Origin of the sequence: Micromonospora sp. RL09-050-HVF-A (assembly GCF_019374995.1) — a bacterium.
Taxonomy (GTDB): Bacteria; Actinomycetota; Actinomycetes; order Mycobacteriales; family Micromonosporaceae; genus Micromonospora; species Micromonospora antibiotica.
The window spans coordinates 664,440-688,451 of sequence record NZ_JAGKQP010000002.1; the positions used below are offsets into that span (position 1 = coordinate 664,440).

Genomic DNA, 24,012 nt, shown 5'->3' on the forward strand with positions numbered 1-24,012 from the left:
CTCCTACCGCCCCGCTCGCTGGTCTGGTCGTACCGTCAGGAGTTGGCCGACGCCGACGCCGACGCCGACGGCGTCGCCGCGCCGGGGGCGGCGACGCCGCCGCTGCCGGGGGTGAAGCCGGCGGGGATCGGCCGGCCCGGGTAGTACTGCTGCTGGAGCCGGGTCCAGGTGCCGTCGGCGATGACCTCGTCGAGGCCCCTGTCCAGCGCCTTGCGCAGCGCGTCGTTGCCCTTGGCGAAGGCGTACGCGGTGGGGGTCGGGCTCAACTCCGTGGCCGCCACCGTGATCTTGCCGTTGCTGTCGGCGGCCGACTTCTCGCCGATCTCGGCGGGGGCGATCCAGGCGTCGGCGGTGCCGGCCTTGAGCTGGTTGATCGCCCCGTTGTAGTCGGGCACCCGCACCGGGTCGAGCTTGCGCGAGGTGGCGTAGTCGTCCTGCACGGTGCCCTGCACGACCACCACCCGCTTGCCGGCGAGCTGGTCGAAGCCGGTCAGCGGGGAGCCGGCGGGCACGTCGAGGCCGAAGTAGCCGAAGTCGTAGCCGTTGCCGAAGTCGACGGTCTTCTTCCGGGCCTCGGTGATGGTGATCGAGGAGCTGCCGATGTCGAACTTGCGGTTGTTGACCTGGGAGAGCAGTGCCGAGAAGTCGGTGCCGACGAACTCGACCTTCAGCCCCACCTTGCCGGCGGCCGCGACGAGCAGGTCGTTGTCGAAGCCGGTGAAGGTGCCGTCCTTGAGGTAGACGTTCGGTGGGGCGTCGGTGAGCGTGCCGGCGCGCAGCACCCCCGGCTGGAGCAGGCCGTACGGGTTGTCGGCGGGGTCGGCGGACTCGCCGCCGCAGGCGGTCAGCGCGGTGGCGGCGAGCAGGGCGGCGACGCCGAGCGCGGCGGCCCTGGTGAGGGCGGGCCGGGGCCGCCGGGTCGTGGGCAGGGCAGGAAGGAATCGCACGGGTGTCTCCAGAGTTGATCGGGCGACGGCGGGCGCGCGTCGCCGACGGGGTGCCCGCCGGGCACGCCGCTGAGGTGGTACGGGAAGAGGGGGTCGACTACCGGGGGCGACAGGAGTCGCTGTGGACCCGCATCAGGTCGACGTGTCGCCGTCTGACCAGCCGGACGCCGCTGGTCCGGACGCCGGCCCGGGACACGGGGGCGACGCCGTCGGTGGGCGGGGCGGGTGCGGGGGCGGACACGGGTTCTCCCGGGGTCGGAGTTGACCTGGGGAAACCAGGCCACGCTTGCACCGGCGGTCTACCGGTGCCTGGTCCTCACCCGGAGCACCCCACCGTGGCGGAGGGTTGCCGGCCAGCGAGCCGGGGCTTGACGCTGGCGCTCATGACCTGCCCGAAGGCTAGCAGCCGGGACCGGGCGATCGTCCACCCGTTATGACGGCCCTCACGTCCGCTCCTTACCGCCGGGCGGGACGGGTGAGACGGGTGGGTCGCGCGGTGCCGGTGGGCGCGCGGTGGGGCAGGTCGGCGTCGTAGCGGACCCGGGCCGCCTGCACCTCGGCGAGGTGGGTGGTGGCCCAGGTCTCCAGTCCGGAGACCAGGTCGAGCAGGCTGCGGCCCAGGTCGGTGAGGGCGTAGTCGACCCGGGGCGGGACGCTGGCGTGCACCGTCCGGGTGGCCAGGCCGTCGCGCTCCAGCCCGCGCAGGGTCTGGGTGAGCATCTTCTGGCTGATCCCGTCGATGTGCTCGGCCAGCTCGCCGTAGCGCCGGTCGCCGTCGGCGAGGGTCAGCACGACCAGCACGCTCCACCGGTCGCCGATCCGGTCGATGACCTGACGGCTGCCGCAGTCGCGCTGGAACGGGTCGGGTCGCATCCCTTTACTCTCCATCAGTGCGTCACAAACTTCAAGGTGCCTACTCTCCGATGGGAAGTATCGCCAAGCAGCTGGGTGTTTGCCAGTACGACTGAAGTAGCCACCCGAAGGAGAACGCCATGTCCGTCGTCGTCACCGGAGCCACCGGCCACCTGGGTCGCCTGATCGTCGAATCCCTGCTGCGCCGGGGCGTACCCGCCGGGAAGATCGTGGCGCTGGGGCGGGACACCGGCCGGCTCACCGGCCTCGCCGACCGGGGGGTCGAGGTCCGGTCGGCCGACTACACCGACCCCGACTCGCTCCGCGCCGCCTTCGCCGACGCCGAGAAGCTGATGTTCGTCTCCGGCAGCGAGGTCGGCCAGCGGGTGCCGCAGCACCACAACGTCATCGACGCCGCCCGCGAGGCCGGTGTCGGCCTGGTCGTCTACACCAGCATCGCCCACGCCGACACCTCCGACCTGCTGCTGGCCGCCGAGCACCGGGCCACCGAGGAGGAACTGCGCGCCTCCGGCCTGCCGTACGTGCTGCTGCGCAACAGCTGGTACCTGGAGAACTACACCGGCCAACTCGACGGCTACCTGGCCCACGGGGTCGCCGGTTCCGCAGGTGACGGCCGGGTCAGCGCCGCCACCCGCGCCGACTACGCCGAGGCCGCCGCCGAGGTGCTCACCACCGAGGGACACGCAGGTCAGGTCTACGAGCTGGGCGGTGAGGCGTTCACCATGACCGAACTGGCCGCCGAGGTGTCCCGGCAGAGTGGACACGACGTCCGCTACAACGACCTGCCGGTGCCGGCGTACACCGACCTGCTCGTCTCCGCCGGGCTGCCCGAGCCGTACGCCGCCACCCTGGCCGACGCCGACCGGGGCATCGCCCAGGGTGCGCTGTACGTGCCCGTGGACGACCTGGAGAAGCTGCTCGGCCGCCGGCCCACCAGCCTCGCCGAGGCGCTCCGCGCCGCCCGCTGACCCGCGCCGCCCGCTGACCCGACCCGCCCGCCCCGGCGACACCCCGGGGCGGGCGGCGCGGGGATAACCGGTGGAACGTCGCCCCCGCCCCACCCGACAATGCTCGCCATGGATCACCAGACGCTGGTGCGGGTCAGCAAGCGGATATCGCTCGCCCTGCGCCACCAGCCCGCCCGGTTCGGCCTCACCCCCGACCCGGGCGGCTGGGTGTCCGTCGTCGACCTGCTGGCCGCCCTGCGGATCGACCGGGCCGACCTCGACACGGTGGTCGGCGGCAACGACAAGCAGCGCTTCGCGGTGACCCGGGACGCCGACGGGATCGAACGGATCCGGGCCAGCCAGGGCCACTCGTACCCGGTGGACCTGGGGCTGACCGCCGAACCGCCGCCGCCGCGGCTCTTCCACGGCACCGGGGCCGCCGCACTCGGCTCGATCCGGGCCACCGGACTGCACCGGGGCGGCCGGCACCACGTACACCTGTCGTCGGACGTGGCGACGGCCCGGCGGGTCGGGGCCCGCCGGGGTGGCGCGGTGGTGGTGCTGACCGTCGACGCGGCGGCGATGGCCCGCGACGGGCACACCTTCTACCGCAGCGCCAACGGCGTGTGGCTCACCGACGCGGTGCCACCGGCCTATCTGACCTGATCACCTCGGTCGCGGCTGCCACGACGCCAGCGGGTACCCCGGGCGGTTCACTCCGGCGGCGGGTAAGGTGCGGATGTCGTGCCTCGGGCGGCCCGGCGAGCCGAACCCAGAACGCCGTGGCCGAGGGCCGACACCGCTGCCGCCACCACGCGTCCCCCGCCGCAGCGCGAGGGACGCCCGCCGGGAAGGGACCGCGCGATGGCACCGCTCCCGCTGAGCCCGCAGGACGCCCTGGTCGAACTCAGCCGGATCCGACTCGACGAGGTCGGCCTGGACGAGGTGCTGCAGCTGATCGCCGACCTGGCCCGGCGCAGCCTGCGCGGGGTGGCCGAGGTGTCGGTGACCCTGCTGCGTGGTGGCAGCCCGCAGAGCGTCGCCGTCACCGGCGACATCGCGCTCCTGCTCGACGAGTGGCAGTACCGGCAGGGCCACGGGCCGTGTCTGGACGCCGCCATCACCGGCGACACCCTGCTCGTGTCCGACACCGCCACCGAGGAACGCTGGCCGGTCTGGGCGGCCCGGGCGGTCGACGGGGGCATCGGCAGTACGCTCGCCATCGGTCTGCCGATCCAGGAGGCGGTGGTCGGCGCCCTCAACCTCTACGGGCCCGCCCCGCGCGCCTTCGACGCCGACACGGTCGAACTGGCCCGGACCTTCGCCGCGTACGCCGCAGTGGCCCTGGCCAACGCCCATCTCTACGCCAGCACCGCCTCGCTGGCCGAGCAGATGCGGGCGGCGATGGAGAGCCGGGCCGTGATCGAGCAGGCCAAGGGCATCATCATGGGCCAACGCCGGTGCACGGCCGACGAGGCCTTCGGCATTCTCGCCCGGCTCTCCCAGGACACCCACCGCAGGCTGCGGGACGTCGCCGCCGCCCTCGTCGGCCGGGCCAGCAGCCCGACGCACTCAGGTTCCGCGAGTCACTGATCCGGCCGGGTGGGCTGACCGGACGCCGGTTCGACGACCTGGTGGACCAGGGCCTCCGCCACGTCCCGCAGCTTACGGTTGGAGTTCTGCGACACCCGGGCCAGCAGGGCGAACGCCTCGTCGGCCGTGCACCGTCGCTGGCCCATGATGATGCCCTTGGCCTGCTCGATCACGGCGCGGTTGCGCATGGCCTCCTGCATCTGCTCGGCCAGTGAGGCGGTGCTGTCGTAGAGATGGGCGTTGGCCAGGGCCACCGCGGCGTGGCCGGCGAACGTCCGGGCGGGCTCGGCCACCTGGCTGAAGGCGTCCGGCCGGGTGCCGTAGACGTTGAGCGCGCCGACCATCGCCTCCTGGATCGGCAGGCCGAGGGACATCGAGGAGCGCACCCCGGTCGTGCGGGCCCGCGCCGCCCACTCCGGCCAGCGACGCTCGTCGGTCATGTCCGCGACGATCAGCACGGTGCCCGTGGTGGCCGCGTCCAGGCACGGGCCGCGACCCTGCTCGTACTGCCACTGGTCGAGGCGGAGCGCGAGGTCACCGGTGTGGGCCGCGGTGTGCGCCTCGGTGCCGTGCACCAGTGTCACCGAGACCTCGGCGGCTCCCGGGATGCTGTCCCTGGCCACCTCGGCGATCCGGGACAGGACGGCGTCGAGGTCCATCTCGGCGTGGCGGATGGAGCCCAGCCGGAGGACAGCCTCGGTGATGTCCAGTGGTGACTGCGTCATGTCGTCTGACGTCCTTGCGAACCGGCGCAAACCTACCGGAGGAACCGGCAGCGCGTGACGAGCGGTCGTTGCCAGGGACCGCAGGTGCGGCTGCCCGGGGCGGACCGGGGACCGCGCCGCTGCTTGACGCTCGCTCGCGACACCCCATGGGACGTCGAATGCGGAGCATCACCTTACCGGTCCGCCGGGGGTGACTGGCGAGGACACCACCGAGCGCCCAATTCCGGGTGGTGTCCTGGCCGGACACCGGGGATGATGGCGGGCGACGACGACAGGGGAGCGGGCGGATGACGGTGGAGTTGCCCCGCGCGGGGCGGGTGTTGTTCATCGGCGACAGCATCACCGATGCCGGGCGCGACCGTGCCGACGAGGCCGACCTGGGGGTGGGCTGGGCGATGATGGCCGCCGCCTGGTTCACCGCCCGGCATCCGGGTCACCGGGTGACCTTCCGCAACCGGGGCGTCGGCGGTGACCGGGTACGCGACCTGCGGGCCCGTTGGACGGACGACTGCCTGGCGCTGGCCCCACAGGTGGTGTCGGTGCTGATCGGGATCAACGACACCTGGCGGCGGTACAGCAGCGACGAGGTGACCACGGTCGAGGAGTTCACCACCGACTACCGGCACCTGCTCGCCACCACCCGGGAGGCGCTACCGGACGTCCGGTTGGTGCTGATGGAACCGTTCCTCATCCCGGTCGACGACGCCCAGCGGCGCTGGCGCGACGACCTGGACCCGAAGGTCGACGCGGTGCGCAAGCTGGCCGCCGAGTTCGACGCGACGCTGGTCGCGGTGGAGGCGGTGTTCCGCGCCGCCGACGTCGACGACCGGGTGTGGACCGACGACGGGGTGCACCTGACCCCGTCCGGTCACGCGGTGCTGGCCCAGCAGTGGCTGGCGGCGGTCACCCCGGCCACCTGAGCCCGCCCGGCCGGGCCCCGGGCGTTGCCAGGGCCCGGGGTGATCCTCTACGGTCGGTCCAGCGGTTGGCGGTGCGGTCCTTCCCAACCACCACCGCCGAGCGGCCCTGTGGCGGGCCGGGGCCGGTGGGGCCCCGGGATGACCTGCCCGGTGCCGGCGGCGGTCCCGTGTGTCGTCCTGCCCCCTCGCCGGTCTGCGCCCTTTGTCGCGTTCGGAGTCGGTACGGTGGGAAACACGCCGAGCCGCCCGGGAGATCCCGTGTTCCTCACGCCCCACGAGCAGGACCGCCTGCTCGTCCACGTCGCTGCGGACGTCGCCCGACGACGACGCGAGCGCGGACTGCGCCTCAACTATCCCGAGGCCGTCGCCATGATCACCGCGTTCCTCCTCGAGGGCGCCCGGGACGGCCGGACGGTCACCGACCTCATGGCTGCCGGCCGGACCGTGCTCACCCGCGACGACGTGCTCGACGGAATCCCCGAGATGCTGGGGGAGGTGCAGGTGGAGGCGACGTTCCCGGACGGCACCAAGTTGGTGACGGTGCACCACCCGATCCCGTGATCCCCGGGGAGATCCTGCCCGGCGACGGGCCGGTCGAGATCAACGCGGGTCGCCCGGTGACCACCCTGCTGGTGGTCAACACCGCCGACCGGCCGATCCAGGTCGGCTCGCACTACCACTTCGCCGAGACCAACCCGGGGCTGCGCTTCGACCGCGCCGCCGCGTACGGGCAGCGGCTCGCCGTGCCGGCGGGGACGTCGGTGCGGTTCGAGCCGGGTGTCAGCCGCACCGTCGACCTGGTGCCGCTGGGCGGGGCCAGGGTCGTGCCGGGGCTGCGCGGCGAGGTCGCCGGCCCTCTCGACCGGGGGCCGAATGCCGACGGGGCCGGCCCGCGCGACGCGGAGGCGGGACGATGAGCGCGGTGGACCGGCGACGCTACGCCGACCTGTACGGCCCGACCACCGGCGACCGCATCCGGCTGGCCGACACCGACCTGCTGATCGAGGTGGAGGTCGACCACTGCGTCGGCGGTGACGAGGCGGTGTTCGGCGGGGGCAAGGTGATCCGCGAGTCGATGGGCCAGTCCCGGGCCACCCGGGCCGAGGGTGCGCTGGACACGGTGATCACCGGCGCGGTGGTGCTGGACCACTGGGGGGTGGTGAAGGCCGACGTCGGGCTGCGCGACGGCCGGATCGTGGCGCTGGGGCGGGCCGGCAACCCGGACACCATGCCCGGGGTGCACCCGGACCTGGTGATCGGCCCGTCGACCGAGGTGATCGCCGGCAACGGGCGCATCCTCACCGCCGGGGCGGTGGACACCCACGTGCACTTCATCTGCCCGCAGATCGTCACCGAGGCGCTCACCTCGGGCATCACCACCCTGGTCGGCGGGGGCACCGGCCCGGCCGAGGGCACCCGGGCCACCACGGTCACCCCGAACGCCTGGCACCTGGCCCGGATGCACGAGGCGCTGGACACCTTCCCGGTGAACGTGCTGCTGCTGGGCAAGGGCAACACGGTCTCCACCGAGGCGCTGTGGGAGCAGTTGCGGGCCGGGGCGGGTGGCTTCAAGCTGCACGAGGACTGGGGGACCACCCCGGCGGCGATCGACGCCTGCCTGCGGGTGGCCGACGCGTCCGGGGTGCAGGTGTCCATCCACACCGACACCCTCAACGAGGCCGGGTTCGTGGCGGACACGCTGCGCGCCATCGCCGGCCGGGCGATCCACTCTTACCACACCGAGGGGGCGGGGGGTGGGCACGCGCCGGACATCATCACGGTGGCCGGGGAGCCGAACGTGCTGCCGTCGTCGACGAACCCGACCCGGCCGTACACCCGCAACACCCTCGCCGAGCACCTCGACATGCTGATGGTCTGCCACCACCTCAACCCGTCGGTGCCGGAGGACCTGGCGTTCGCCGAGAGCCGGATCCGGCCGTCCACGATGGCCGCCGAGGATCTGCTGCACGACCTCGGGGCGATCTCCATCATCGGCTCCGACTCGCAGGCGATGGGCCGGGTCGGCGAGGTGATCACCCGGACCTGGCAGAGCGCGCACGTGATGAAGCGGCGGGTGGGCGCGCTGCCCGGTGACGGCCCGGCCGACAACCACCGGGCCCGCCGCTACGTGGCGAAATACACCATCTGCGCGGCGATGGCCAACGGGCTGGAACGGGAGATCGGCTCGGTGGAACCGGGCAAGCTCGCCGACCTGGTGCTCTGGGACCCGGCGTTCTTCGGAGTCCGGCCCCACCTGGTGATCAAGGGCGGGATGATCGCGTACGCGCAGATGGGCGACGCGAACGCGTCCATCCCCACCCCGCAACCGATGCTGCCGAGGCCGATGTTCGGCGCGTACGGCGTGGTGCCGGCCGCGACCAGCGTGGCGTTCGTCGCGCCGGCCGCGCTGGAGGCGGGCCTGCGGCTGGACGTGCGCCGCCCGCTGGTCCCGGTGGCCGACGTGCGCTCGCGGGGCAAGGCCGACCTGCCGTGCAACGGCGCGTTGCCGCGCATCGAGGTCGACCCGGACACCTTCACCGTCCGCATCGACGGGGTGGTGGTCGACCCGGAACCGGTCACCGAACTGCCCATGGCCCAGCGGTACCACCTGTTCTGATGACCCCGTCGAGCATGGTGCTGCTGCTGGCCGACGGCAGGTTCCCCGCCGGGGCGCACGCCCACTCCGGCGGGCTGGAGGCGGCGGTGGCGGCCGGGCTGGTCACCGACCCGGCCACCCTGGCCGGGTTCCTGCGCGGCCGGTTGGCCACCGGCGGGCTGGTCGCCGCCGCGTTCGCGGTGGCGGCGCACCGGGCCGCCGCAGCCACCGACCGGCGGGCGACGCTGGCCCGGCTGGACGCCGAACTGGACGCCCGTACCGCCGCCCCGGCGCTGCGGGCCGTTTCCCGCCGGCAGGGTCGGGCGCTGCTGCGGGCCGGTCGGGAGATCTGGCCCGACGGCGGGTTCGACGCCCTGCCCGCCGGTGTGCCGGGGCCGCACCAGCCGCTGGTGCTCGGTCTGGTCGCCGCCGCCGCCGGCCTGGACCCGGTGGCGGCGGCGACCGTCGCCGCGTACGGGTCGGTGACCGGCCCGGCCAGCGCGGGGGTACGGCTGCTCGGCCTCGACCCGTACCGGGTGCACGCGGTGCTGGCGGCGCTGGCCGTCGACTGCGACGCCACGGCCGCCCGCGCGGTCGCCACCGCCGCCGATCCGCCCGAGCTGCTGCCGGCCCCGGCCGCTCCGCTCACCGACATCCACGCCGAAGTCCACACCACCTGGGAGGTGCGTCTCTTTGCGTCCTGAAACCGTTTCGCCGACCCCGCACGCGTCGATCCCGCACGACGAGACCGTGCCGCACACCCACCCCGAGCCCGGGGTCGACCCGCACGCCCCGCTGCCGTCCACCGTCCGCCCGCTGCGGGTGGGCATCGGCGGGCCGGTGGGTTCGGGTAAGACCGCGTTGGTCGCGGCGCTGTGCCGGGCCTTCGCCGACGAGCTGCGCCTGGGCGTGGTCACCAACGACATCTACACCACCGAGGACGCGGACTTCCTGCGCCGGGCCGGGGTGCTCGACCCGGAGCGGATCCGGGCGGTGGAGACCGGTTGCTGCCCGCACACCGCGATCCGCGACGACATCGGCGCGAACCTCGACGCGATCGACGAGCTGGTCGACGGGGTCGGACCGCTGGACCTGGTGCTGGTGGAGAGCGGTGGGGACAACCTCACCGCCACGTTCAGCCGGGGGCTGGTCGACCGGCAGATCTTCGTGGTCGACGTCGCCGGGGGCGACAAGGTGCCCCGCAAGGGTGGGCCCGGGGTGACCGCCGCCGACCTGCTGGTCATCAACAAGACCGACCTGGCCCCGTTGGTCCGGGCCGACCTGTCGGTGATGGACCGCGACGCCCGCGCCCGGCGGGGGGACCTGCCGACGGTGTTCCTGTCCATCGTGGGCGATCCGCTGGCCACCGGGGTGGCCGACTGGGTCCGTCACGAGCTGGCCCACCACCGTGGCCGGCTGGCCGTCGCCTGATGCGCGCGGTCGCCCGGGTGGTGGCGGTGGCCGACCGTCGGGGCCGCACCGTGCTGCGCGAGCTGCGGGGCGAGTCACCGCTGCTGCTGCGCCAGGCCGCCACCGAGGAGGGCGTCCCCACGGTGTACGTCGTCGGCGGCGCGGCCGGTCCGCTGGCCGGTGACGACCTGCGGTTGAGCGTCGAGGTGGGGCCGGAGGCGGCGGTGCGGGTGCGTACCGTCGCCGCCTCGGTGGCCCTGCCCGGCCGGCCGGGGCGGTCTCCCGGATGCGGGTCGACGCGGTGGTGCACGACGGCGGCACCCTGCACTGGCTGCCGGAGCAGCTGGTCGCGGCGGCCGGCTGCGACCATGTCGCCGAGTCCCGGGTGACCCTCGCCGAGGGGGCCCGGCTGCTGTGGCGCGAGGAACTCGTCTGCGGCCGGCACGGCGAACCCGCCGGCGACGTCGTGGTGGCGACCTCGGTCGACCACGCCGGTCGGCCGCTGCTGCGGCAGTCCCTGGCGGTCGGCCCGGCCGCACCCGGTTGGGCCGGGCCGGCGGTGCTGGGCGGGGCGACAGCGACCGGTTCGTTGCTGGTGGTCGGTCCCGCCGCCGCGTCGGGACCGGCCACCGTGGACGCCGCCGGCGGCCAGCCCCGGGGCCGGGTGCTGCCCACCGGCCCCGGGGCGTCCGCCGCCTGGCTGCCGCTGGCCGGTGGCCCGGCGGCCCTGCTCACCGCCACCGCCCCCGACGCCCACACCCTGCGTACCCTGCTCACCCCGGCCGGTGACCCGGCTGGCGTGGCGGCGATCGGCCCGCCCACCCCGGCGACGGCCACCGGTCCGACTCCGGCCGCCCCGGCCGTCAGCGCGGCTGCTGCCGGGGCCGGTGGCGGAGTTCCGGGCGCGGCGGGGGAGACCGGGTGGGTGACGGCTGCCGGTCTCCGCTGACGGCCGGCCGAGTGCCGGTGACGGCAGGCCGGAGGGACGGCCGGCCCGTGGGGCTGCCGGGCAGTCGGCCTGCATCGGCAGCCGGTCGGTCGGTCCGCTGCGGTTGCCGGTCAGCTGGCGCGGACCGGCTGCCGGCGGGGGTCGAGCCGGGCGACGAGTTCGACGAGCTGGCCGGTCAGCGTCGCGTCGTCGATGATCCCGGCCAGCTCGGCCCGGACGAGGGCATCGATGCGCTCGTGTTCGCGCCGGCCCCGGGGCGTCAGGTAGGCCCGGATGCGTCGCCGGTCGAACGGGTCGATCCGGCGGTGTACCAGGTTCTGGTCGACGAGCTGATCGACGATCTTCGTCAGGGTGCCCGGCGGCAACGACTCCTCGGTGGAGACTTCGCTCATCGGGTGACCCTGCCCGTCGGCGAGTCGGCAGAGCACCCGCCACGCCTCGACGGTGAGCCCCTCGGCGGTGAGCACCACACCGACCCGACGGGCGAGCAGCCGTTCGGCGCGGGTGAGCGCGCGCATCAGGTCGACGGGCGTGGTGGGATCGTCGGCCATGTCTCTCCCCGTTCGGTGGCTTGCCATGTTACCGAAGCGTCCCGGTTTCCGGTCGGGTCTGGTGGCCCGCCAGGGTTGCCGGCAATCATGTCAGCATGTCCGTGCCGGTGCCCGGCTCCCCCGGCCTGCCGGAGCCGCTGTCCCGCCCGGGCGGCACGGCCGGTGCGGCCCCTTGGCTGACCGTCGACCGGTCGGTGGTCAGCGTCGCGTTGGTCTTCCCGATGCGCGGCCCGGCCGGCATGTTCGGCCCCACCTGTGAGCTGTGCGCCCAGTTGGCGGTGGAGGAGGTCAACCGGGCCGGCGGGGTGCTCGGTCGGGAGCTGCGGCTGGTGCCGGTCGACGGCGGTGCGCCACCGGCCGAGGTCGCGGCCGAGGTGGAGGCGCTGGTGTCGACCGGTGCGGTGCAGGGGGTGACCGGTTGGCACATCTCGTCGGTCCGGCAGGCGGTGGCGCCGAGGATCGCGCACCGGGTGCCGTACGTCTACACCGCCCTGTATGAGGGCGGGGAGCGTACCGAGGGGGTGTTCCTGACCAGCGAGACACCCGACGCCCAGCTCCGGCCGGCGATGCGGCTGCTCGCCCGGGAGCAGGGCGTACGCCGCTGGTATGTGGTGGGCAACGACTACGTCTGGCCACGCCGGACCGCGCAGGCCGCCCAGCGCTACGCCCGCGACGACGGGGCGCGGGTGTGCGGGCGGGCCTTCCTGCCGTTGGGCACCGAGGACTTCGGGCCGGTGCTGCGGGCGGTCGAGCGGACCGAGGCCGATGCGGTGCTGATGCTGCTCGTCGGTGCCGACGCCGTCCGGTTCAACCGGGCCTTCGGCCGGTCCGCACTGGACCAGCGGTGCCTGCGGTTGAGCACCCTGATGGACGAGAACATGCTGATGGCCAGCGGCGTCGGCGGCACCCGCCGGCTGTTCAGCACCGCCGGGTTCTTCGCCGGCCTGGTCACCCGGGAGAACCTCGACTTCCACGGCGCGTTCGCCCGCCGGTTCGGGGTGGACGCGCCGCCGCTGGGCAGCCTGGGGGAGTCCTGCTACGAGGGCGTGATGCTGCTCGCCGCCCTGATCACCCGGGCCCGCACTCTGGACGTACGGGCGATCGGCGCGGCTGCGGACGCCGTCACTTACCACGGCCCCCGGGGTGAGCTGCACCTGCGCCACCGCCACGTCCGCCAACGCATCTACCTCGCCGAGGCCGACGGCCTCGACTTCACCGTCCTCTCCCAACTCTGACCCCCACCCCCACCCCACCCCCACCCCACCCGGCCTCACCCACCCCCAGGCCCCGGTGATCAAGAGGTTTGCGTCATCCGTCGGCCGTTTGGTGACGCAAACCTCTTGATCACCGGGGAGATGCGGGGCGGGGCGGCGTGGGGGAGGGGGAGGGCGTGGGGTGGGGCGTGGGGGTGGTGGTTGACAGGGGGGTGGGTGGGGGCTCTAGGATGCTTCCTGCGTGAAGTAATCGCCATTCCTGCCATTGTGGGGCGTGCGGCCGGGTCTTTGGTCGGGTGCCTGTGCCGGTGGTGGCGGATGCTATTTCGCGGATTCTATTGAGGTCATCGTCGGTTTGCGGCGGTGGCCTTTTCTTATGCGCCGAGATCGATTGGTGAAACAGCCAATTAAGGGCTGGGAAACGTGGCGGCAATCAATTGGGCAGAGGCTCTTGCTGCCCGAAGTCCACTGCGGACCGCCACGGTGACGTCCCACCCGTCACCCGGCGGCACCGCCGACGACCACCGCTACCGCACCGATTGCCGAGTTGGACCAATGTCTGCCGACCAGTGCTGGTCGGCACGGAAAATCGTCCGGCGAAATTCGCTCCGCGCAGGGAGAATGAATGTCACAGTTCCGGGGCCGCCGCATCCTGGCGGGCGCCATGACCCTGATCGCCGCCGCCGCACTCACCGGTTGTGGCAGCAAGACCTCCGACGAGAAGTCGACCGCCGGTGTCAGTGCCGACGTCTCCGGCGACTCCGTCAAGGTCGGGCTGCTCAACTCGCTCTCCGGCACGATGGCCATCAGCGAGGTCACCGTGCGGGACTCCATCATGCTGGCCGTCGAGGAGATCAACGCCGCCGGTGGCGTGCTGGGCAAGAAGATCGTCCCGGTCGGTGAGGACGGTGCCTCCGACTGGCCCACCTTCGCCGAGAAGGCCGAGAAGCTGATCTCCCAGGACCGGGTCGCCGCCGTGTTCGGCTGCTGGACGTCGGCCAGTCGCAAGGCGGTCAAGCCGGTCTTCGAGAAGAACAAGGCGCTGCTGTTCTACCCGGTGCAGTACGAGGGGCTGGAGCAGTCGCCGTACATCTTCTACACCGGGGCCACCACCAACCAGCAGATCGTGCCCGGCCTGGACTACCTCAAGGCGCAGGGCAAGAAGTCGGTCTACCTGGTCGGCAGCGACTACGTCTTCCCGCGTACCGCCAACAAGATCATCAAGGCGTACGCGGCGGCGAACGGGATGACCGTGCTCGGCGAGGACTACGCCCCGCTCGGTTCCACCGAGTTCGGCACCATCGTCAACAAGGTCCGCTCCGCCAAGGCCGACGCGGTGTTCAACACCCTCAACGGTGACAGCAACGTCGCGTTCTTCAAGGAGTACACCTCCGCCGGGCTGACCGCCGCGAGCATGCCCGTGGTGTCGGTGTCGATCGCCGAGGAGGAAGTCAAGGGGATCGGCACCCAGTACCTCAAGGACCAGCTGACCGCCTGGAACTACTACCAGACCACCCCCGGCGCGGCCAACCAGAAGTTCGTCGCCGCGTACAAGGCCAAGTACGGCGCGGACAAGCCGACCAGCGACCCGATGGAAGCCGCCTACGTCGCGGTGTACCTGTGGAAGGCGATGGTCGACAAGGCCGGCACGTTCGAGGTGGAGAAGGTCCGGGCCGCCTCCGGTGGCATCACCTACGACGCCCCGGAGGGCCTGGTCACCGTGGACGGCCCCACCCAGCACATCGCCAAGACCGCCCGGATCGGCAAGGTCGGCGCCGACGGGCTGATCGCCGAGGTGTGGAACTCGGGCAAGCCGATCACGCCCGACCCGTACCTGAAGAGCTACCCCTGGGCGAGCGGCCTGAGCTGACCGATCCCGGCCCGGGCGGGAGGCACCCCCGCCCGGGCCGACCCACCACTTCGGAGCGCGAACGTGACAGTCCTCTTCGGTCAGCTCTTCACCGGCATCAGCATCGGCGCGGTGCTGCTGCTCATCGCCCTCGGCCTGGCGCTGACCTTCGGCCAGATGAACGTGATCAACATGGCGCACGGTGAGTTCATCATGGCCGGCGCCTACACCACCTACGTCCTGCAGCAGACCGTGACCGCCGCCGGCTGGTCGCTGCTGGTGGCGCTGCCGGTCGCCTTCGCGGTGGCCGGCACCATGGGCGTGCTGCTGGAGGTGCTGCTGATCCGCCGCCTCTACGCCCGCCCGCTGGACACCCTGCTGGTCACCTGGGGCGTCTCGCTGATGCTCCAGCAACTCGCCCGCGACGTCTTCGGCAGCCCCAACGTGCAGACCCGCGCCCCGGCGCTGCTCACCGGAAACGTGTCCCTGCCCGGCGGCCTCACCGTCGCCAACAACCGGCTGTTCATCCTGGCCCTCGCGCTGGCCGCCGTTGTGGCGCTGACCCTGGCACTGCGGCTCACCCCGCTCGGGCGGCGCATCCGCGCCGTGGTGCAGAACCGGGACCTCGCCGCCGTCTCCGGCATCCCCACCGCCCGGGTCGACCGGACGACCTTCTTCATCGGCTCCGGGCTGGCCGGCGTCGCCGGGGTCGCGCTGACCCTGCTCGGGCCGATCGGCCCCACGATGGGCACCAACCTGATCATCGATGCCTTCCTGGTCGTCGTGGTCGGCGGCATCGGCCAGCTCAAGGGCAGCGTGATCGTCGCCTTCGCGCTGGGCGTGCTCCAGGCCACCGGCGAGTACCTCACCACACTCAGCGTCGCCAAGGTGATCGTCTTCGTGGCGATCGTGGCGTTCCTCCAGTGGCGGCCCCAGGGGCTGTTCACCCTGCGTACCAGGAGCCTCGCATGACCGCCGCGCCGCTGGTCGGCACCGATCCCGCCAGCGCGGCCGGCACCCCGGCCGGCGGCCGGCGGGGCCGCCGGTTCGACGGCCCGGCCCGCACCGCCGCCGGGTTCGCCCTCGGTGCGGCGCTGCTGTTCGCCGTCGCCCCGCTGACCCTGTCGGACTTCCGGCTGTCGCTGCTGGCCAAGTACCTGTGCGTGGCGATGGTCGCGGTCGGCATCGGCATCGCCTGGGGCCGGGGCGGCATGCTCACCCTCGGCCAGGGGGTGTTCTTCGGCCTCGGCGGCTACGCGATGGCGATGCACCTCAAGCTCGCCGACGCCGGCCCCGGCGAACTGCCCGACTTCATGCAGCTCTACGGCCAACTCGACGAGTTGCCGTTGTGGTGGCGGCCGTTCGCCAGCCCGTGGATCGCCCTGCCGGCCACCGTGCTGCTGCCGATGGCTGTCGCGTTCGGCCTCGGCTCGCTGGTGTTCCGCCGCCGGGTCCGCGGCGCCTACTTCGCCATCCTCAGCCAGGCCCTCGCCGCCGCGATGGTGATCCTGCTGGTCGGCCAGCAGGGCACCACCGGCGGCACCAACGGCCTCACCGACATCCAGGGCTTCTTCGGGTACGACCTGGACGACCCGGTCAACCAGCGGATGGTCTACTTCATCATCGCCGCCAGCCTGCTCGCGCTGCTGGCCCTGGCCCGCCAGCTCATCCGCAGCCGCTACGGCGAGTTGCTGGTGGCCGTCCGCGACGGTGAGGAACGGGTCCGTTTCCTCGGCTACGACCCGGCCGGCGTCAAGCTCGTCGGCTACGTGATCGCCGCCGGGATGGCCGGGCTGGCCGGGGCGCTGTTCGTCCCGGCGGTCGGGATCATCTCACCCGCCCTGATCGGGATCGTCCCGTCCATCGAGTTCGTCATCGGTGTCGCGGTCGGCGGCCGGGCCACCCTGCTCGGTCCGGTGCTCGGCGCGGTGGCGGTGGCCTGGGCACGTACCGCCCTGTCGGAACGGTTCCCGGGCACCTGGACGTACCTGCAGGGCCTGCTGTTCGTGCTGGTGGTGGCGTTCCTGCCGGGCGGCCTGGCGTCGCTGTGGGTGCTGGCCCGGCAGCGCCGGTCGGACCCGGCCGGCGCGCGGTGGTGGCGGCGGACCCGGCCGGTGGACCGGGCCGAGAACCGGACGGAGGTGTCGGCGGCATGACCGGCCCGCAACTCGACGGCCTGTGCGTACGCGGCCTGCGGGTCACCTTCGACGGCTTCACCGCCGTCGACGGGGTCGACCTCGACGTGCCGCCCGGCGACATCCGCTTCCTGATCGGCCCGAACGGTGCAGGCAAGACCACAGTGGTCGACGCCGTGACCGGGCTGGTCCGGGCCACCGGCTCGGCCCGCTTCGGCGACCGGGAACTGCTCGGCCGCGACGTGCACCGCATCGCCCGGCTCGGCATCGGCCGCACCTTCCAGACCGCCTCGGTCTTCGAGGAACTGACCGTGGTGCAGAACCTCGACATCGCCGCCGGTGCCACCCGGAACTGGTGGACGTTGGCCCGACGACGCAACCGGATCCCCGACGAGGTGGCCGCCGCGCTGGAGACGATCGGGCTGACCGATCGGGGTGACCAGCTGGCCGGCGCGTTGGCGCACGGGCAGAAGCAGTGGTTGGAGATCGGCATGCTGTTGGTCTCCGACGCCCGGCTGCTGCTGCTCGACGAACCCGTCGCCGGGATGAGCCACGAGGAACGCGACGCCACCGGCGCCCTGCTGGAGACGGTCAGCCGGGACCGCACCGTGGTGGTCATCGAACACGACATGGACTTCCTGCGGCGCTTCGCCCGCAGCGTGACCGTGCTGCACGCCGGGAAGGTGCTCAGCGAGGGCACCGTCGCCCAGGTCCAGGCGGACCCCCGGGTGCAGGAGGTCTACCTCGGCGTCGACACCGCAGCGGAGGCGTGATGTTGGATTTGCGTGGCGTACACGCCGGCTACGGCCGCAGTGAGGTGCTGCACGGGGTGGACGTGGCCGTCCCCGCCGACGGGGTGGCCGCCGTGCTCGGCCACAACGGCGCGGGCAAGAGCACCCTGCTGCGGGTCGCCGTCGGGCTGCTGCGCCCCCGCGCCGGCACGGTCACCCTCGACGGGGAGGACGTCACCCGGCTCGCCCCGCACCAGCGGGTCGCCCGGGGCCTGGCGTACGTCCCGCAGGGCCAGCAGTGCTTTCCGCACCTGACGGCGGCGGAGAACCTGCGGCTGGTGGCCGACGGCCGGCGCGACGGGGCCGCCGCCACCGCCGAGGCACTGGACCTGTTCCCGGCGCTGCGTCCCCTGCTGCGGCGGCGGGCCGGCCTGCTCTCCGGCGGCCAGCGGCAGCAGTTGGCCATCGCCCGTGCGCTGGTCACCCGGCCCCGGCTGCTGCTGCTCGACGAACCCACCGAGGGCATCCAACCCTCGGTGGTCGCCGAGATCCAGGACCGGATCGTCGAGCTGGCCACCGGGGCCGGCATCCGGGTGCTGCTGGTGGAGCAGCACCTCGGCTTCGCGCTACGGGTGGCGACCCGGCACTACGTGCTGGAGTCCGGCCGGGTCACCGCCACCGGCGACGGCGGCCGGGACGCCGAACGGTCGGTCCGCCAGGCGCTCGCTGTCTGACCGTGTTGGATCGATGACCGAAAGTGATCGAACCTGTAACATTGGCGTGCGTAGATGGCATGGAGGTGCTTCAACCGCCCGTGACGCAGGGGAGTGACTGTGCGGAATCTGCCGGCCCGGGTCCTGGGCGTCGTGACCGCGATCTCGCTCGGTGTGGTCGGCGGCCCGTCGCCGGCCCCGGACCGGCCGGCCGGCGCGTCGGCCACCGCCGCCCCGGCGGCGGACCCGGCCGACGAACTGACCGGCGACATCGTCTTCTCCGCGCCGAGCGGCACTTTCCGGGACGCACTCGCGGTCTCGTTGCGGACGACGGTGACCGACGCCGAGATCCGCTACACGACGGACGGGGCGCTGCCCCGCGCGGACTCCCCACGGTACGACGGCACCCCGGTGGCCATCTCCGCCACCACCCAGCTACGGGCCGGTGCGTTCGTCGACGGGGTGGCGACCGGTGACCCGGGCACCGCCCTCTACGTCGAGCGGGCCGTGGACGTCAGCCTCGACCTGCCGATCCTGCTGATCGACGGGTACGGCCAGGGTGCGCCGGGACGGGAGTTCGTCGATGCGGCAGCGCTGCTCTTCGCGCCGACCGGGGGACACGCGTCGCTCTCGACGCCACCCACCCTCGCCACCCGGATCGGTTACCACCTGCGCGGCACGTCGAGTTACCTGTTCGACAAGGCGCCCTACCGGGTCGAGTTCCGGGACAACGAGGACGACGACGTCGACCAACCGGTGCTCGGCATGCCGGCCGAATCCGACTGGGTGCTGCGGGGGCCCTACACCGACAAGGCGTTGATCCGGGAGGCGTTCACCTTCGACCTGGCCCGCGAGATCGGATTCCAGGCACCCCGGTACGCCTTCGTGGAGTTCTACCACAACGTGGCGGACCGGCCGGTGAACGCCGAGGACTACCAGGGCGTCTACCTGATCGTCGAGACCATCAAGAACTCGAAGAACCGGCTCGATCTGAAGGACCTCGACCCCGACGACGTCACCCTGCCGGCCATCTCCGGCGGGTACATCTTCAAGTTCGAGTGGCTGACGGCCGAGGAGCCGACCCTGGAGTGCCAGGGACGGCCCGCGACCTGCTGGCACTACCTGGAGGTGGTCGACCCCTCGCCCCTGCAACCGGAACAGCAGGCCTGGCTCACCGGGCACCTCCAACAGTTCAACGACCTGATGCAGTCCCGCGACTTCGCCGATCCGACCACGGGCTACCCCGCCTGGATCGACGTGGGATCGTTCGTCGACTCGTTCATCGTCAACGAGCTGACCCGCAACTTCGACGCGTACGCCCGCAGCTCGTACTTCCACAAGGACCGCGGCGGCAAGATCACCGCCGGGCCGCTGTGGGACCTCGACCTCACCTACGGCATCGGCGGCGGGGACAACCTGGAGACCACCGGTTGGCAGTACGCGCAGCCCCGCTGGCCGAAGCCCAACAACTGGATCAACCGGCTGGTCACGGACCCCGGTTTCATGGCGCTGGTCCGGGCCCGCTGGGCCGCTCTCCGCCAGGGTCCGCTCTCCGCCGCCGGGCTCGACGCGCGCCTCGCCGCTCTCACCGCGCCGCTGGCCAACGCCGCCGACCGCAACTTCCAGCGGTGGCCGAACCTGACCACCGAGAAGATCGGCCCCATCGTCACCCCGACCGCCGACACGTGGCAGGGGCAGCTCGACTACCTGCGGGACTGGCTGGACCGGCGGATGGCGTGGCTGGACTCCGCCGTCTAGGCCAGCCGGATGTCGTCACCGTCGACGGTCACCGCCCGAGGCGGCAGCGGGCTACCGGCCGGGCCGCTGCGCACCGCGCCGTCGGCGATGCCGAAGACGCTGTTGTGGCAGCCGCAGACGATGGTGCCGTCCTTGACGGAGGTGACCGTGCAGCCCTGGTGGGTGCAGGTCGCCGAGAACGCCTTGATGGTGCCGGCGGCGGGTTGGGTCACCACCACCCCCTCGGCCTTGAAGATCTTGCCGCCGCCGACCGGGATGTCCGCCACCGCGGCCAGCGCCGCCGGGGCGGGCGGCTGCTCGCCACCTCCGGCGGGGGAACCGCTCGCCCCGGCGGACGGCCCGGCCGCGCCCGGTGAGGCGCCGGCCGGGTTGCCACCCGCAGGAGCCCCGGCGGAACCGCTGGCCGCCGGAGCGGCGGCCGGTGCCGTCGACTCACCGTACGTCTGGCAGCCGGTGAGCAGGGCGGTCACACCCACCCCACCGGCACCGGCCAGCACGGCCCGCCGGGACGCACAGCCCGCCCCACGTTCGTCGCACATCTGCCCGTCGTTCCTCTCGTGTGTCACACGCCCACCCTGTCCACGGGCCGCCGCCGCGGCACGTGCCCGCCCCGCGTATCGGCTACCGGCCCGCGTCAGCCACCCGGCCCGCGTATCGGCTACCGGCCCCGCGTCACGTGCCCACCCCGAAGGTGGTGAAGTACCACAGCGACGAGGTCACCCAGATTCCCATCAGGACGGTGAAGAGCAGCCCACCGACGACCGGCAGCACCCAACCGGCCAACCCCCGTTTGGGCAGGGCCAGCATCTTCATGGTGAAGATGCCGAAGAAGAGGCAGCCGAGCAGCGAGTGCAGCAGGGTCCGCAGGTCGTAGTCGGCGAAGCCCAACGCGTAGAGGCAGTGCACCGCCACCGGCACGGTCAGCAGGAACGCCACCCGGCCGCTCCACCGGTGCAGCCCACCCGCCCAGGAGGGCGAGAAGCTACCGAGCCGGCCCCACATCGACAGCGCGGTGACCAGCTGCACCACGGCGAAGAAGGCCGCCCCGGTGCCCAACCAGACCTTGACCGCCTGGGGGCTGGAGAAGCCGGCCACGTTCACCGCGATCCCGGTGGGCTGGTGCACCTTGGCGTACGCCCCGATGGCCACCGTGACCGCCGCCCCGACCAGCAGCGGTACGACCACCGAGGCGGGTGGTCCGCCGGAGGCGGTGGACGGCGTACCGGTCGGGTCGGGCGGGATCCCGACGGACGGGGGGTCGGACAGGACCCGGACGGACAGCCCGTCGTCGACGTCGCGTCCCACGTCGGTCTCGAACCTGCGGCGGGCGGTCATCACTCACCGCCGCCCGGGTCGGCCGCCACCGGGGCCGCGGTGACGGTCCGGCCGTCCAGGATGGTGGTGCCGAACGCGGGGTCCAGCGGCGGGGCCGACACCGCGGTGCCGTCGCGGGTCACCACCCCGATCTGGCTGCCGTCGGGCAGCATGATCCAGCCGCCGTCGACACCGGAACGGCGCTGCTGCGAGGTGGCCCGGTAGAGCACCGGGTCGGGCTTGCTGGTCTGCTTGGCGGTGAACTTCCACCGGCGCTGGCCCACCACCATCTCGCCGGAGGCGACGCCGTCGCCGAAGGAGCCGGTGAGCACCTCGCCCTTCTTGCCGGTCAACCTCATCCGGCCGTCGGCGGCGGTGCCCTTGAGCCACACCTCCAGTTTCTTGCCGTCGCAGACGTACGCCACCGCCTTACCGTCGGTGACGGTGATCGCGATGGTGGCGCCGCCGTCGATCCGCCCGGTCCAGTTGGAGTCGGCCTTGGCCGCCGGTGGTGTGCTCGGCGGTGGCGTCTGCGGCGGGGCGGGCTGGCCCCGCTGCTCCGACGGCTCCGCCGGGGTGGCGTCCGGTGCCGGCTCCGCTGGTGCGGCGGGCGACTCGACGGCGGCCTCGGGCGAGGCCGCCGCGTTCGCGGCCGGCCCGGCGTCGACCGTACGCGGTGCCGCCTGGGCGCTCATCGCGAACAGGACGGCGGCCATGCCCGTCCCGGTCAGCAGGGTGAGCAACGGGGTCATGCGCTTCATGAGCAGCTCCCTTCACCGGGATGTACGAAGTCCGGGCCCCGGTCGTTCAATGTCGCGGCGAGAAGCTGTGCCCGAAAGTGGGTCGGTGACCGGTCGGTGACTTTCGGTGACCGTCGGGGATGGCCGTTAGGGTGTCGGCATGGCTGCCGCGTTTCCGCCCCGCTGCGGGACCGGGTGACCGGTGCCGCCCGTGGCCACACCCCTGTCGCCGGTTCCCACCCCACGGGGTGCCCCCGATCCCGGTCCGGCCCACCTGTCCGGCCTGCCCAGGTGGTGTGCCCGCATCGCCCGGTCTCGTCCGTTCGAGGCGGCGATCGTGGTGCTCATCATGGCCAACGCGGCGGTCCTCGGGGTGGAGACCTATCCGGATCTCGGTGCGGCCCGACCCGCGCTGCACTGGCTGGAGCTGAGCTTCCGGGTCGCCTTCGTCGCCGAGATCGCCATCCGGGTGCTGGCGTACGGGCGTCGGCCGCAGGACTTCCTGCGGCACGGGTGGAACGTCTTCGACCTGGTGGTGATCGCGGCGATCTTCCTGCCCGGGCTGCACGGCGACTCGGCGCTGCTGCGGGTCGTGCGGGTGGCCCGGGTGCTGCGCCTGGTGCGTTTCTCGCCGGGGCTGCGCACCATCGTGGCCGCGCTGTGGCGCAGCCTGCCCGGTGTCGGCGGGTTCCTCGCGCTGGCCATGGTGACCCTCTACGTCTACGGCATGGCCGGCTGGCTGATCTTCGGCCGGGCCTACCCGGAGCAGTACGGCGACATCGGCCGGTCGCTGCTGACCCTGTTCGTGCTGCTGTCCCTGGAGACCCTGCCGGATCTGGTGGAGCAGGGGATGGCGCTGTCCCCGTGGACCCTCGTCTACTACGTCAGCTATGTGCTCATCACGGTCAACCTGTTGCTGAACATCCTGATCGCGGTCATCGTGAACTCGATGGAGGAGGCCCGCCGGCTGGAGATGACCGAGCGGCTGGCGCCCGGCTACGACGCCGACGGCGACGGGGTGCCCGACGAGGTGGACCGGATCGCCCTGACCCAGCGCCTGGACGACCTGCGGGCGGTGATCGCCGAGCTGGAACGTGAGCTGCGTATCGACCGGGACGACCCGGCGAGCCGGCACCGGTCGGCCGAACGCTCCGACGCACGTTGACGACGGGCGTCGGTATCCGCCGCCGACTTGTCACCCGGACCGTCGGCATTCGCCGCCGACATGTCGCACGGCCCGTCGGCCGCTGACTGGCCGGTGCCGGTCGGTGGACCCGTGACCGTCGCCCCGAGCGGTGCCGAGGGTCCGTCGGCACCCCTCCGACGTCCAGGTTTCCCGAATGGCGGGACGGTGGAGGTGGGCGGTCGCGTCCCGATCATGATAGGGATGAAGGGGCGCGCGGCCGTTACCGGCCGGACGCCCCTTCGATGTTGGGCGAAGGAGGTCGGTGTGCGGTTCGAACGTACGGTCATTCACGGGGTCGGACTCTGCCAGCGCTTCGCCACCGCACACGGCCAGTGGGCCAGCGTCATCTCCCACCCCGGCGGGCGGCGCGACATCGTGATCTACCACCCCGACGACACCGACACCGCGGTCGGCACGCTGGTGCTCGACCAGTCCGAGGCGCAGGCCGTCGCCGGTGTGCTCAACCAGGCGGTCACCGTCGACCACCTCGCCGAGCTGGAACGCCAGCTCCCCGGCGTCACCGTCGTGCGAATACCCGTCGCCGTGGGCGGTGCCGGCGACGGAAAGCGTTGGCGGGACACCGCGTCGTCCGACCTGCCGCTGTCGCTGCTCGCGGTGGTCCGCGCCGGCCGGGTCGTCCCGACCCCCGGCGACGACTACGTCCTGCTCGCCGGCGACGAGGTCGTCGTCGCGGGCGCGGAGGCGGCCACCACGGCCGCCGTGGACGTGTTCGCCGGTCACTGACCGGGTACCACCACCGACCGACCAACCACTGGTGACGCCACCACCGCGGTGGCCGTGCGACCCGGGGACGCCCGTCCCCGCGCCGCCGGTTCCGCACCGCCCCGATCGGGTCGGTGG

At 72.8% G+C, this 24,012-nt stretch carries 27 protein-coding genes and 1 riboswitch; of the genes, 20 read left to right on the plus strand and 7 right to left on the minus strand.

Annotation, left to right across the window (positions count from 1 at the left end; genetic code table 11):
- Positions 1–35 precede the first annotated feature (35 nt).
- Both J7462_RS03250 and J7462_RS03255 read right to left on the minus strand, forming a co-directional pair.
- On the minus strand, positions 36–947 hold the full coding sequence (locus tag J7462_RS03250) for an ABC transporter substrate-binding protein (RefSeq protein WP_308290715.1): 912 nt from the start codon (positions 945–947) through the stop codon (positions 36–38).
- 277 nt (positions 948–1,224) lie between these two features.
- Positions 1,225–1,336, minus strand: a riboswitch (SAM riboswitch).
- A 67-nt stretch (positions 1,337–1,403) separates the two neighbouring features.
- Positions 1,404–1,820 (minus strand): helix-turn-helix domain-containing protein, encoded by a 417-nt coding sequence (locus J7462_RS03255; RefSeq protein ID WP_255597564.1) that lies wholly within the window; start codon positions 1,818–1,820, stop codon positions 1,404–1,406.
- Positions 1,821–1,939: 119 nt separating this feature from the next.
- Between J7462_RS03255 and J7462_RS03260 the strand changes: the two genes are divergently transcribed.
- The 3 genes from J7462_RS03260 to J7462_RS03270 all read left to right on the plus strand — a co-directional run bounded on the left by J7462_RS03260 (position 1,940) and on the right by J7462_RS03270 (position 4,360).
- On the plus strand, positions 1,940–2,788 hold the full coding sequence (locus J7462_RS03260) for an SDR family oxidoreductase (RefSeq protein ID WP_219461597.1): 849 nt from the start codon (positions 1,940–1,942) through the stop codon (positions 2,786–2,788).
- A gap of 108 nt (positions 2,789–2,896) precedes the next feature.
- Complete coding sequence (locus J7462_RS03265; RefSeq protein WP_219461600.1) at positions 2,897–3,433, plus strand: RNA 2'-phosphotransferase; 537 nt, start codon at positions 2,897–2,899, stop codon at positions 3,431–3,433.
- Positions 3,434–3,631: 198 nt separating this feature from the next.
- The gene (locus J7462_RS03270; protein ID WP_219461604.1) at positions 3,632–4,360 is read left to right on the plus strand and encodes a GAF and ANTAR domain-containing protein; all 729 of its coding nucleotides are present in this window, start codon (positions 3,632–3,634) and stop codon (positions 4,358–4,360) included.
- Here J7462_RS03270 and J7462_RS03275 read toward each other — a convergent pair.
- Positions 4,354–5,085, minus strand: a complete 732-nt coding sequence (locus tag J7462_RS03275) for a GAF and ANTAR domain-containing protein (protein ID WP_219461607.1) — start codon at positions 5,083–5,085, stop codon at positions 4,354–4,356. The two genes, J7462_RS03270 and J7462_RS03275, sit on opposite strands and share 7 nt — an antisense overlap.
- 287 nt (positions 5,086–5,372) lie before the next feature.
- Here J7462_RS03275 and J7462_RS03280 point away from each other — a divergent pair, with 287 nt between their 5' ends.
- The 8 genes from J7462_RS03280 (at position 5,373) to J7462_RS03310 (ending at position 10,960) form a co-directional block, all read left to right on the plus strand.
- Positions 5,373–6,005 carry an SGNH/GDSL hydrolase family protein gene (locus J7462_RS03280; RefSeq protein WP_219461609.1) on the plus strand — a complete coding sequence of 211 codons (633 nt, stop codon included), beginning with the start codon at positions 5,373–5,375 and terminating at the stop codon, positions 6,003–6,005.
- A 258-nt stretch (positions 6,006–6,263) separates the two neighbouring features.
- Positions 6,264–6,566, plus strand: coding sequence for an urease subunit gamma (locus tag J7462_RS03285; protein WP_208566118.1), 303 nt, complete (start codon positions 6,264–6,266; stop codon positions 6,564–6,566).
- Positions 6,563–6,922, plus strand: coding sequence for an urease subunit beta (locus J7462_RS03290; RefSeq protein ID WP_219461627.1), 360 nt, complete (start codon positions 6,563–6,565; stop codon positions 6,920–6,922). The genes J7462_RS03285 and J7462_RS03290 overlap by 4 nt, the downstream gene beginning before the upstream one ends.
- A complete protein-coding gene (locus tag J7462_RS03295) occupies positions 6,919–8,622 on the plus strand; it encodes an urease subunit alpha (RefSeq protein WP_219461631.1) in 1,704 nt (567 codons plus the stop codon). Before J7462_RS03290 ends, J7462_RS03295 begins: the two co-directional genes overlap by 4 nt.
- Positions 8,622–9,305, plus strand: coding sequence for an urease accessory protein UreF (locus J7462_RS03300; protein WP_219461634.1), 684 nt, complete (start codon positions 8,622–8,624; stop codon positions 9,303–9,305). The genes J7462_RS03295 and J7462_RS03300 overlap by 1 nt, the downstream gene beginning before the upstream one ends.
- Complete coding sequence (gene ureG / locus J7462_RS03305; protein ID WP_219461638.1) at positions 9,295–10,032, plus strand: urease accessory protein UreG; 738 nt, start codon at positions 9,295–9,297, stop codon at positions 10,030–10,032. The genes J7462_RS03300 and ureG overlap by 11 nt, the downstream gene beginning before the upstream one ends.
- Positions 10,032–10,400 (plus strand): urease accessory protein UreD, encoded by a 369-nt coding sequence (locus J7462_RS31755; RefSeq protein WP_255597565.1) that lies wholly within the window; start codon positions 10,032–10,034, stop codon positions 10,398–10,400. Before ureG ends, J7462_RS31755 begins: the two co-directional genes overlap by 1 nt.
- Positions 10,298–10,960 (plus strand): urease accessory protein UreD, encoded by a 663-nt coding sequence (locus J7462_RS03310; protein ID WP_255597566.1) that lies wholly within the window; start codon positions 10,298–10,300, stop codon positions 10,958–10,960. The genes J7462_RS31755 and J7462_RS03310 overlap by 103 nt, the downstream gene beginning before the upstream one ends.
- Before the next feature lie 110 nt (positions 10,961–11,070).
- Here the strand turns inward: J7462_RS03310 and J7462_RS03315 are convergent, their stop codons facing one another.
- Entirely contained in the window at positions 11,071–11,511 is a 441-nt protein-coding gene (locus tag J7462_RS03315; RefSeq protein ID WP_219461640.1) for a MarR family winged helix-turn-helix transcriptional regulator, read from the minus strand.
- Between the two features lie 95 nt (positions 11,512–11,606).
- Here J7462_RS03315 and J7462_RS03320 point away from each other — a divergent pair, with 95 nt between their 5' ends.
- The 7 genes from J7462_RS03320 to J7462_RS03350 all read left to right on the plus strand — a co-directional run bounded on the left by J7462_RS03320 (position 11,607) and on the right by J7462_RS03350 (position 19,911).
- Positions 11,607–12,746 carry a substrate-binding domain-containing protein gene (locus J7462_RS03320; RefSeq protein WP_219461643.1) on the plus strand — a complete coding sequence of 380 codons (1,140 nt, stop codon included), beginning with the start codon at positions 11,607–11,609 and terminating at the stop codon, positions 12,744–12,746.
- Positions 12,747–13,350: 604 nt separating this feature from the next.
- Complete coding sequence (gene urtA / locus J7462_RS03325) at positions 13,351–14,595, plus strand: urea ABC transporter substrate-binding protein (RefSeq protein ID WP_208566110.1); 1,245 nt, start codon at positions 13,351–13,353, stop codon at positions 14,593–14,595.
- A gap of 63 nt (positions 14,596–14,658) precedes the next feature.
- Positions 14,659–15,546, plus strand: a complete 888-nt coding sequence (gene urtB, locus J7462_RS03330; protein WP_219461644.1) for an urea ABC transporter permease subunit UrtB — start codon at positions 14,659–14,661, stop codon at positions 15,544–15,546.
- Positions 15,543–16,730 carry an urea ABC transporter permease subunit UrtC gene (urtC, locus tag J7462_RS03335; RefSeq protein ID WP_219461649.1) on the plus strand — a complete coding sequence of 396 codons (1,188 nt, stop codon included), beginning with the start codon at positions 15,543–15,545 and terminating at the stop codon, positions 16,728–16,730. The genes urtB and urtC overlap by 4 nt, the downstream gene beginning before the upstream one ends.
- Entirely contained in the window at positions 16,727–17,482 is a 756-nt protein-coding gene (gene urtD, locus J7462_RS03340) for an urea ABC transporter ATP-binding protein UrtD (RefSeq protein ID WP_219461653.1), read from the plus strand. Before urtC ends, urtD begins: the two co-directional genes overlap by 4 nt.
- On the plus strand, positions 17,482–18,174 hold the full coding sequence (gene urtE, locus J7462_RS03345; protein WP_208566106.1) for an urea ABC transporter ATP-binding subunit UrtE: 693 nt from the start codon (positions 17,482–17,484) through the stop codon (positions 18,172–18,174). Before urtD ends, urtE begins: the two co-directional genes overlap by 1 nt.
- 99 nt (positions 18,175–18,273) lie before the next feature.
- The gene (locus J7462_RS03350) at positions 18,274–19,911 is read left to right on the plus strand and encodes a CotH kinase family protein (RefSeq protein WP_308290717.1); all 1,638 of its coding nucleotides are present in this window, start codon (positions 18,274–18,276) and stop codon (positions 19,909–19,911) included.
- On the opposite strand, the gene J7462_RS03355 is transcribed toward J7462_RS03350, so the two are convergent.
- From J7462_RS03355 to J7462_RS03365, 3 genes are all read right to left on the minus strand, one after another.
- Positions 19,908–20,477: a Rieske (2Fe-2S) protein gene (locus J7462_RS03355; protein ID WP_308290718.1), complete on the minus strand. Its 570-nt coding sequence runs from the start codon at positions 20,475–20,477 to the stop codon at positions 19,908–19,910. The two genes, J7462_RS03350 and J7462_RS03355, sit on opposite strands and share 4 nt — an antisense overlap.
- Positions 20,478–20,583: 106 nt before the next feature.
- Positions 20,584–21,246, minus strand: a complete 663-nt coding sequence (locus tag J7462_RS03360; RefSeq protein ID WP_219461659.1) for a DUF6529 family protein — start codon at positions 21,244–21,246, stop codon at positions 20,584–20,586.
- Complete coding sequence (locus J7462_RS03365; RefSeq protein ID WP_219461662.1) at positions 21,246–21,986, minus strand: hypothetical protein; 741 nt, start codon at positions 21,984–21,986, stop codon at positions 21,246–21,248. The genes J7462_RS03360 and J7462_RS03365 overlap by 1 nt, the downstream gene beginning before the upstream one ends.
- A 190-nt stretch (positions 21,987–22,176) precedes the next feature.
- On the opposite strand from J7462_RS03365, the gene J7462_RS03370 reads away from it, so the two are divergent.
- Positions 22,177–23,130 (plus strand): ion transporter, encoded by a 954-nt coding sequence (locus J7462_RS03370; RefSeq protein WP_308290719.1) that lies wholly within the window; start codon positions 22,177–22,179, stop codon positions 23,128–23,130.
- Between the two features lie 285 nt (positions 23,131–23,415).
- Positions 23,416–23,895 carry a potassium transporter TrkA gene (locus tag J7462_RS03375; RefSeq protein WP_219461666.1) on the plus strand — a complete coding sequence of 160 codons (480 nt, stop codon included), beginning with the start codon at positions 23,416–23,418 and terminating at the stop codon, positions 23,893–23,895.
- Positions 23,896–24,012: the final 117 nt, after the last annotated feature.

Bases quoted from the DNA above. Each gene is read 5' to 3' on its own strand.
- J7462_RS03255 (WP_255597564.1), bottom strand. From the start codon at position 1,820: ATGCGACCCGACCCGTTCCAGCGCGACTGCGGCAGCCGTCAGGTCATC.
- J7462_RS03260 (WP_219461597.1), top strand. From the start codon at position 1,940: ATGTCCGTCGTCGTCACCGGAGCCACCGGCCACCTGGGTCGCCTGATC.
- J7462_RS03265 (WP_219461600.1), top strand. From the start codon at position 2,897: ATGGATCACCAGACGCTGGTGCGGGTCAGCAAGCGGATATCGCTCGCC.
- J7462_RS03270 (WP_219461604.1), top strand. From the start codon at position 3,632: ATGGCACCGCTCCCGCTGAGCCCGCAGGACGCCCTGGTCGAACTCAGC.
- J7462_RS03275 (WP_219461607.1), bottom strand. From the start codon at position 5,085: ATGACGCAGTCACCACTGGACATCACCGAGGCTGTCCTCCGGCTGGGC.
- J7462_RS03280 (WP_219461609.1), top strand. From the start codon at position 5,373: ATGACGGTGGAGTTGCCCCGCGCGGGGCGGGTGTTGTTCATCGGCGAC.
- J7462_RS03295 (WP_219461631.1), top strand. From the start codon at position 6,919: ATGAGCGCGGTGGACCGGCGACGCTACGCCGACCTGTACGGCCCGACC.
- J7462_RS03300 (WP_219461634.1), top strand. From the start codon at position 8,622: ATGACCCCGTCGAGCATGGTGCTGCTGCTGGCCGACGGCAGGTTCCCC.
- J7462_RS31755 (WP_255597565.1), top strand. From the start codon at position 10,032: ATGCGCGCGGTCGCCCGGGTGGTGGCGGTGGCCGACCGTCGGGGCCGC.
- J7462_RS03310 (WP_255597566.1), top strand. From the start codon at position 10,298: ATGCGGGTCGACGCGGTGGTGCACGACGGCGGCACCCTGCACTGGCTG.
- J7462_RS03315 (WP_219461640.1), bottom strand. From the start codon at position 11,511: ATGGCCGACGATCCCACCACGCCCGTCGACCTGATGCGCGCGCTCACC.
- J7462_RS03320 (WP_219461643.1), top strand. From the start codon at position 11,607: ATGTCCGTGCCGGTGCCCGGCTCCCCCGGCCTGCCGGAGCCGCTGTCC.
- urtA (WP_208566110.1), top strand. From the start codon at position 13,351: ATGTCACAGTTCCGGGGCCGCCGCATCCTGGCGGGCGCCATGACCCTG.
- urtC (WP_219461649.1), top strand. From the start codon at position 15,543: ATGACCGCCGCGCCGCTGGTCGGCACCGATCCCGCCAGCGCGGCCGGC.
- urtD (WP_219461653.1), top strand. From the start codon at position 16,727: ATGACCGGCCCGCAACTCGACGGCCTGTGCGTACGCGGCCTGCGGGTC.
- urtE (WP_208566106.1), top strand. From the start codon at position 17,482: ATGTTGGATTTGCGTGGCGTACACGCCGGCTACGGCCGCAGTGAGGTG.
- J7462_RS03360 (WP_219461659.1), bottom strand. From the start codon at position 21,246: ATGACCGCCCGCCGCAGGTTCGAGACCGACGTGGGACGCGACGTCGAC.
- J7462_RS03365 (WP_219461662.1), bottom strand. From the start codon at position 21,986: ATGAAGCGCATGACCCCGTTGCTCACCCTGCTGACCGGGACGGGCATG.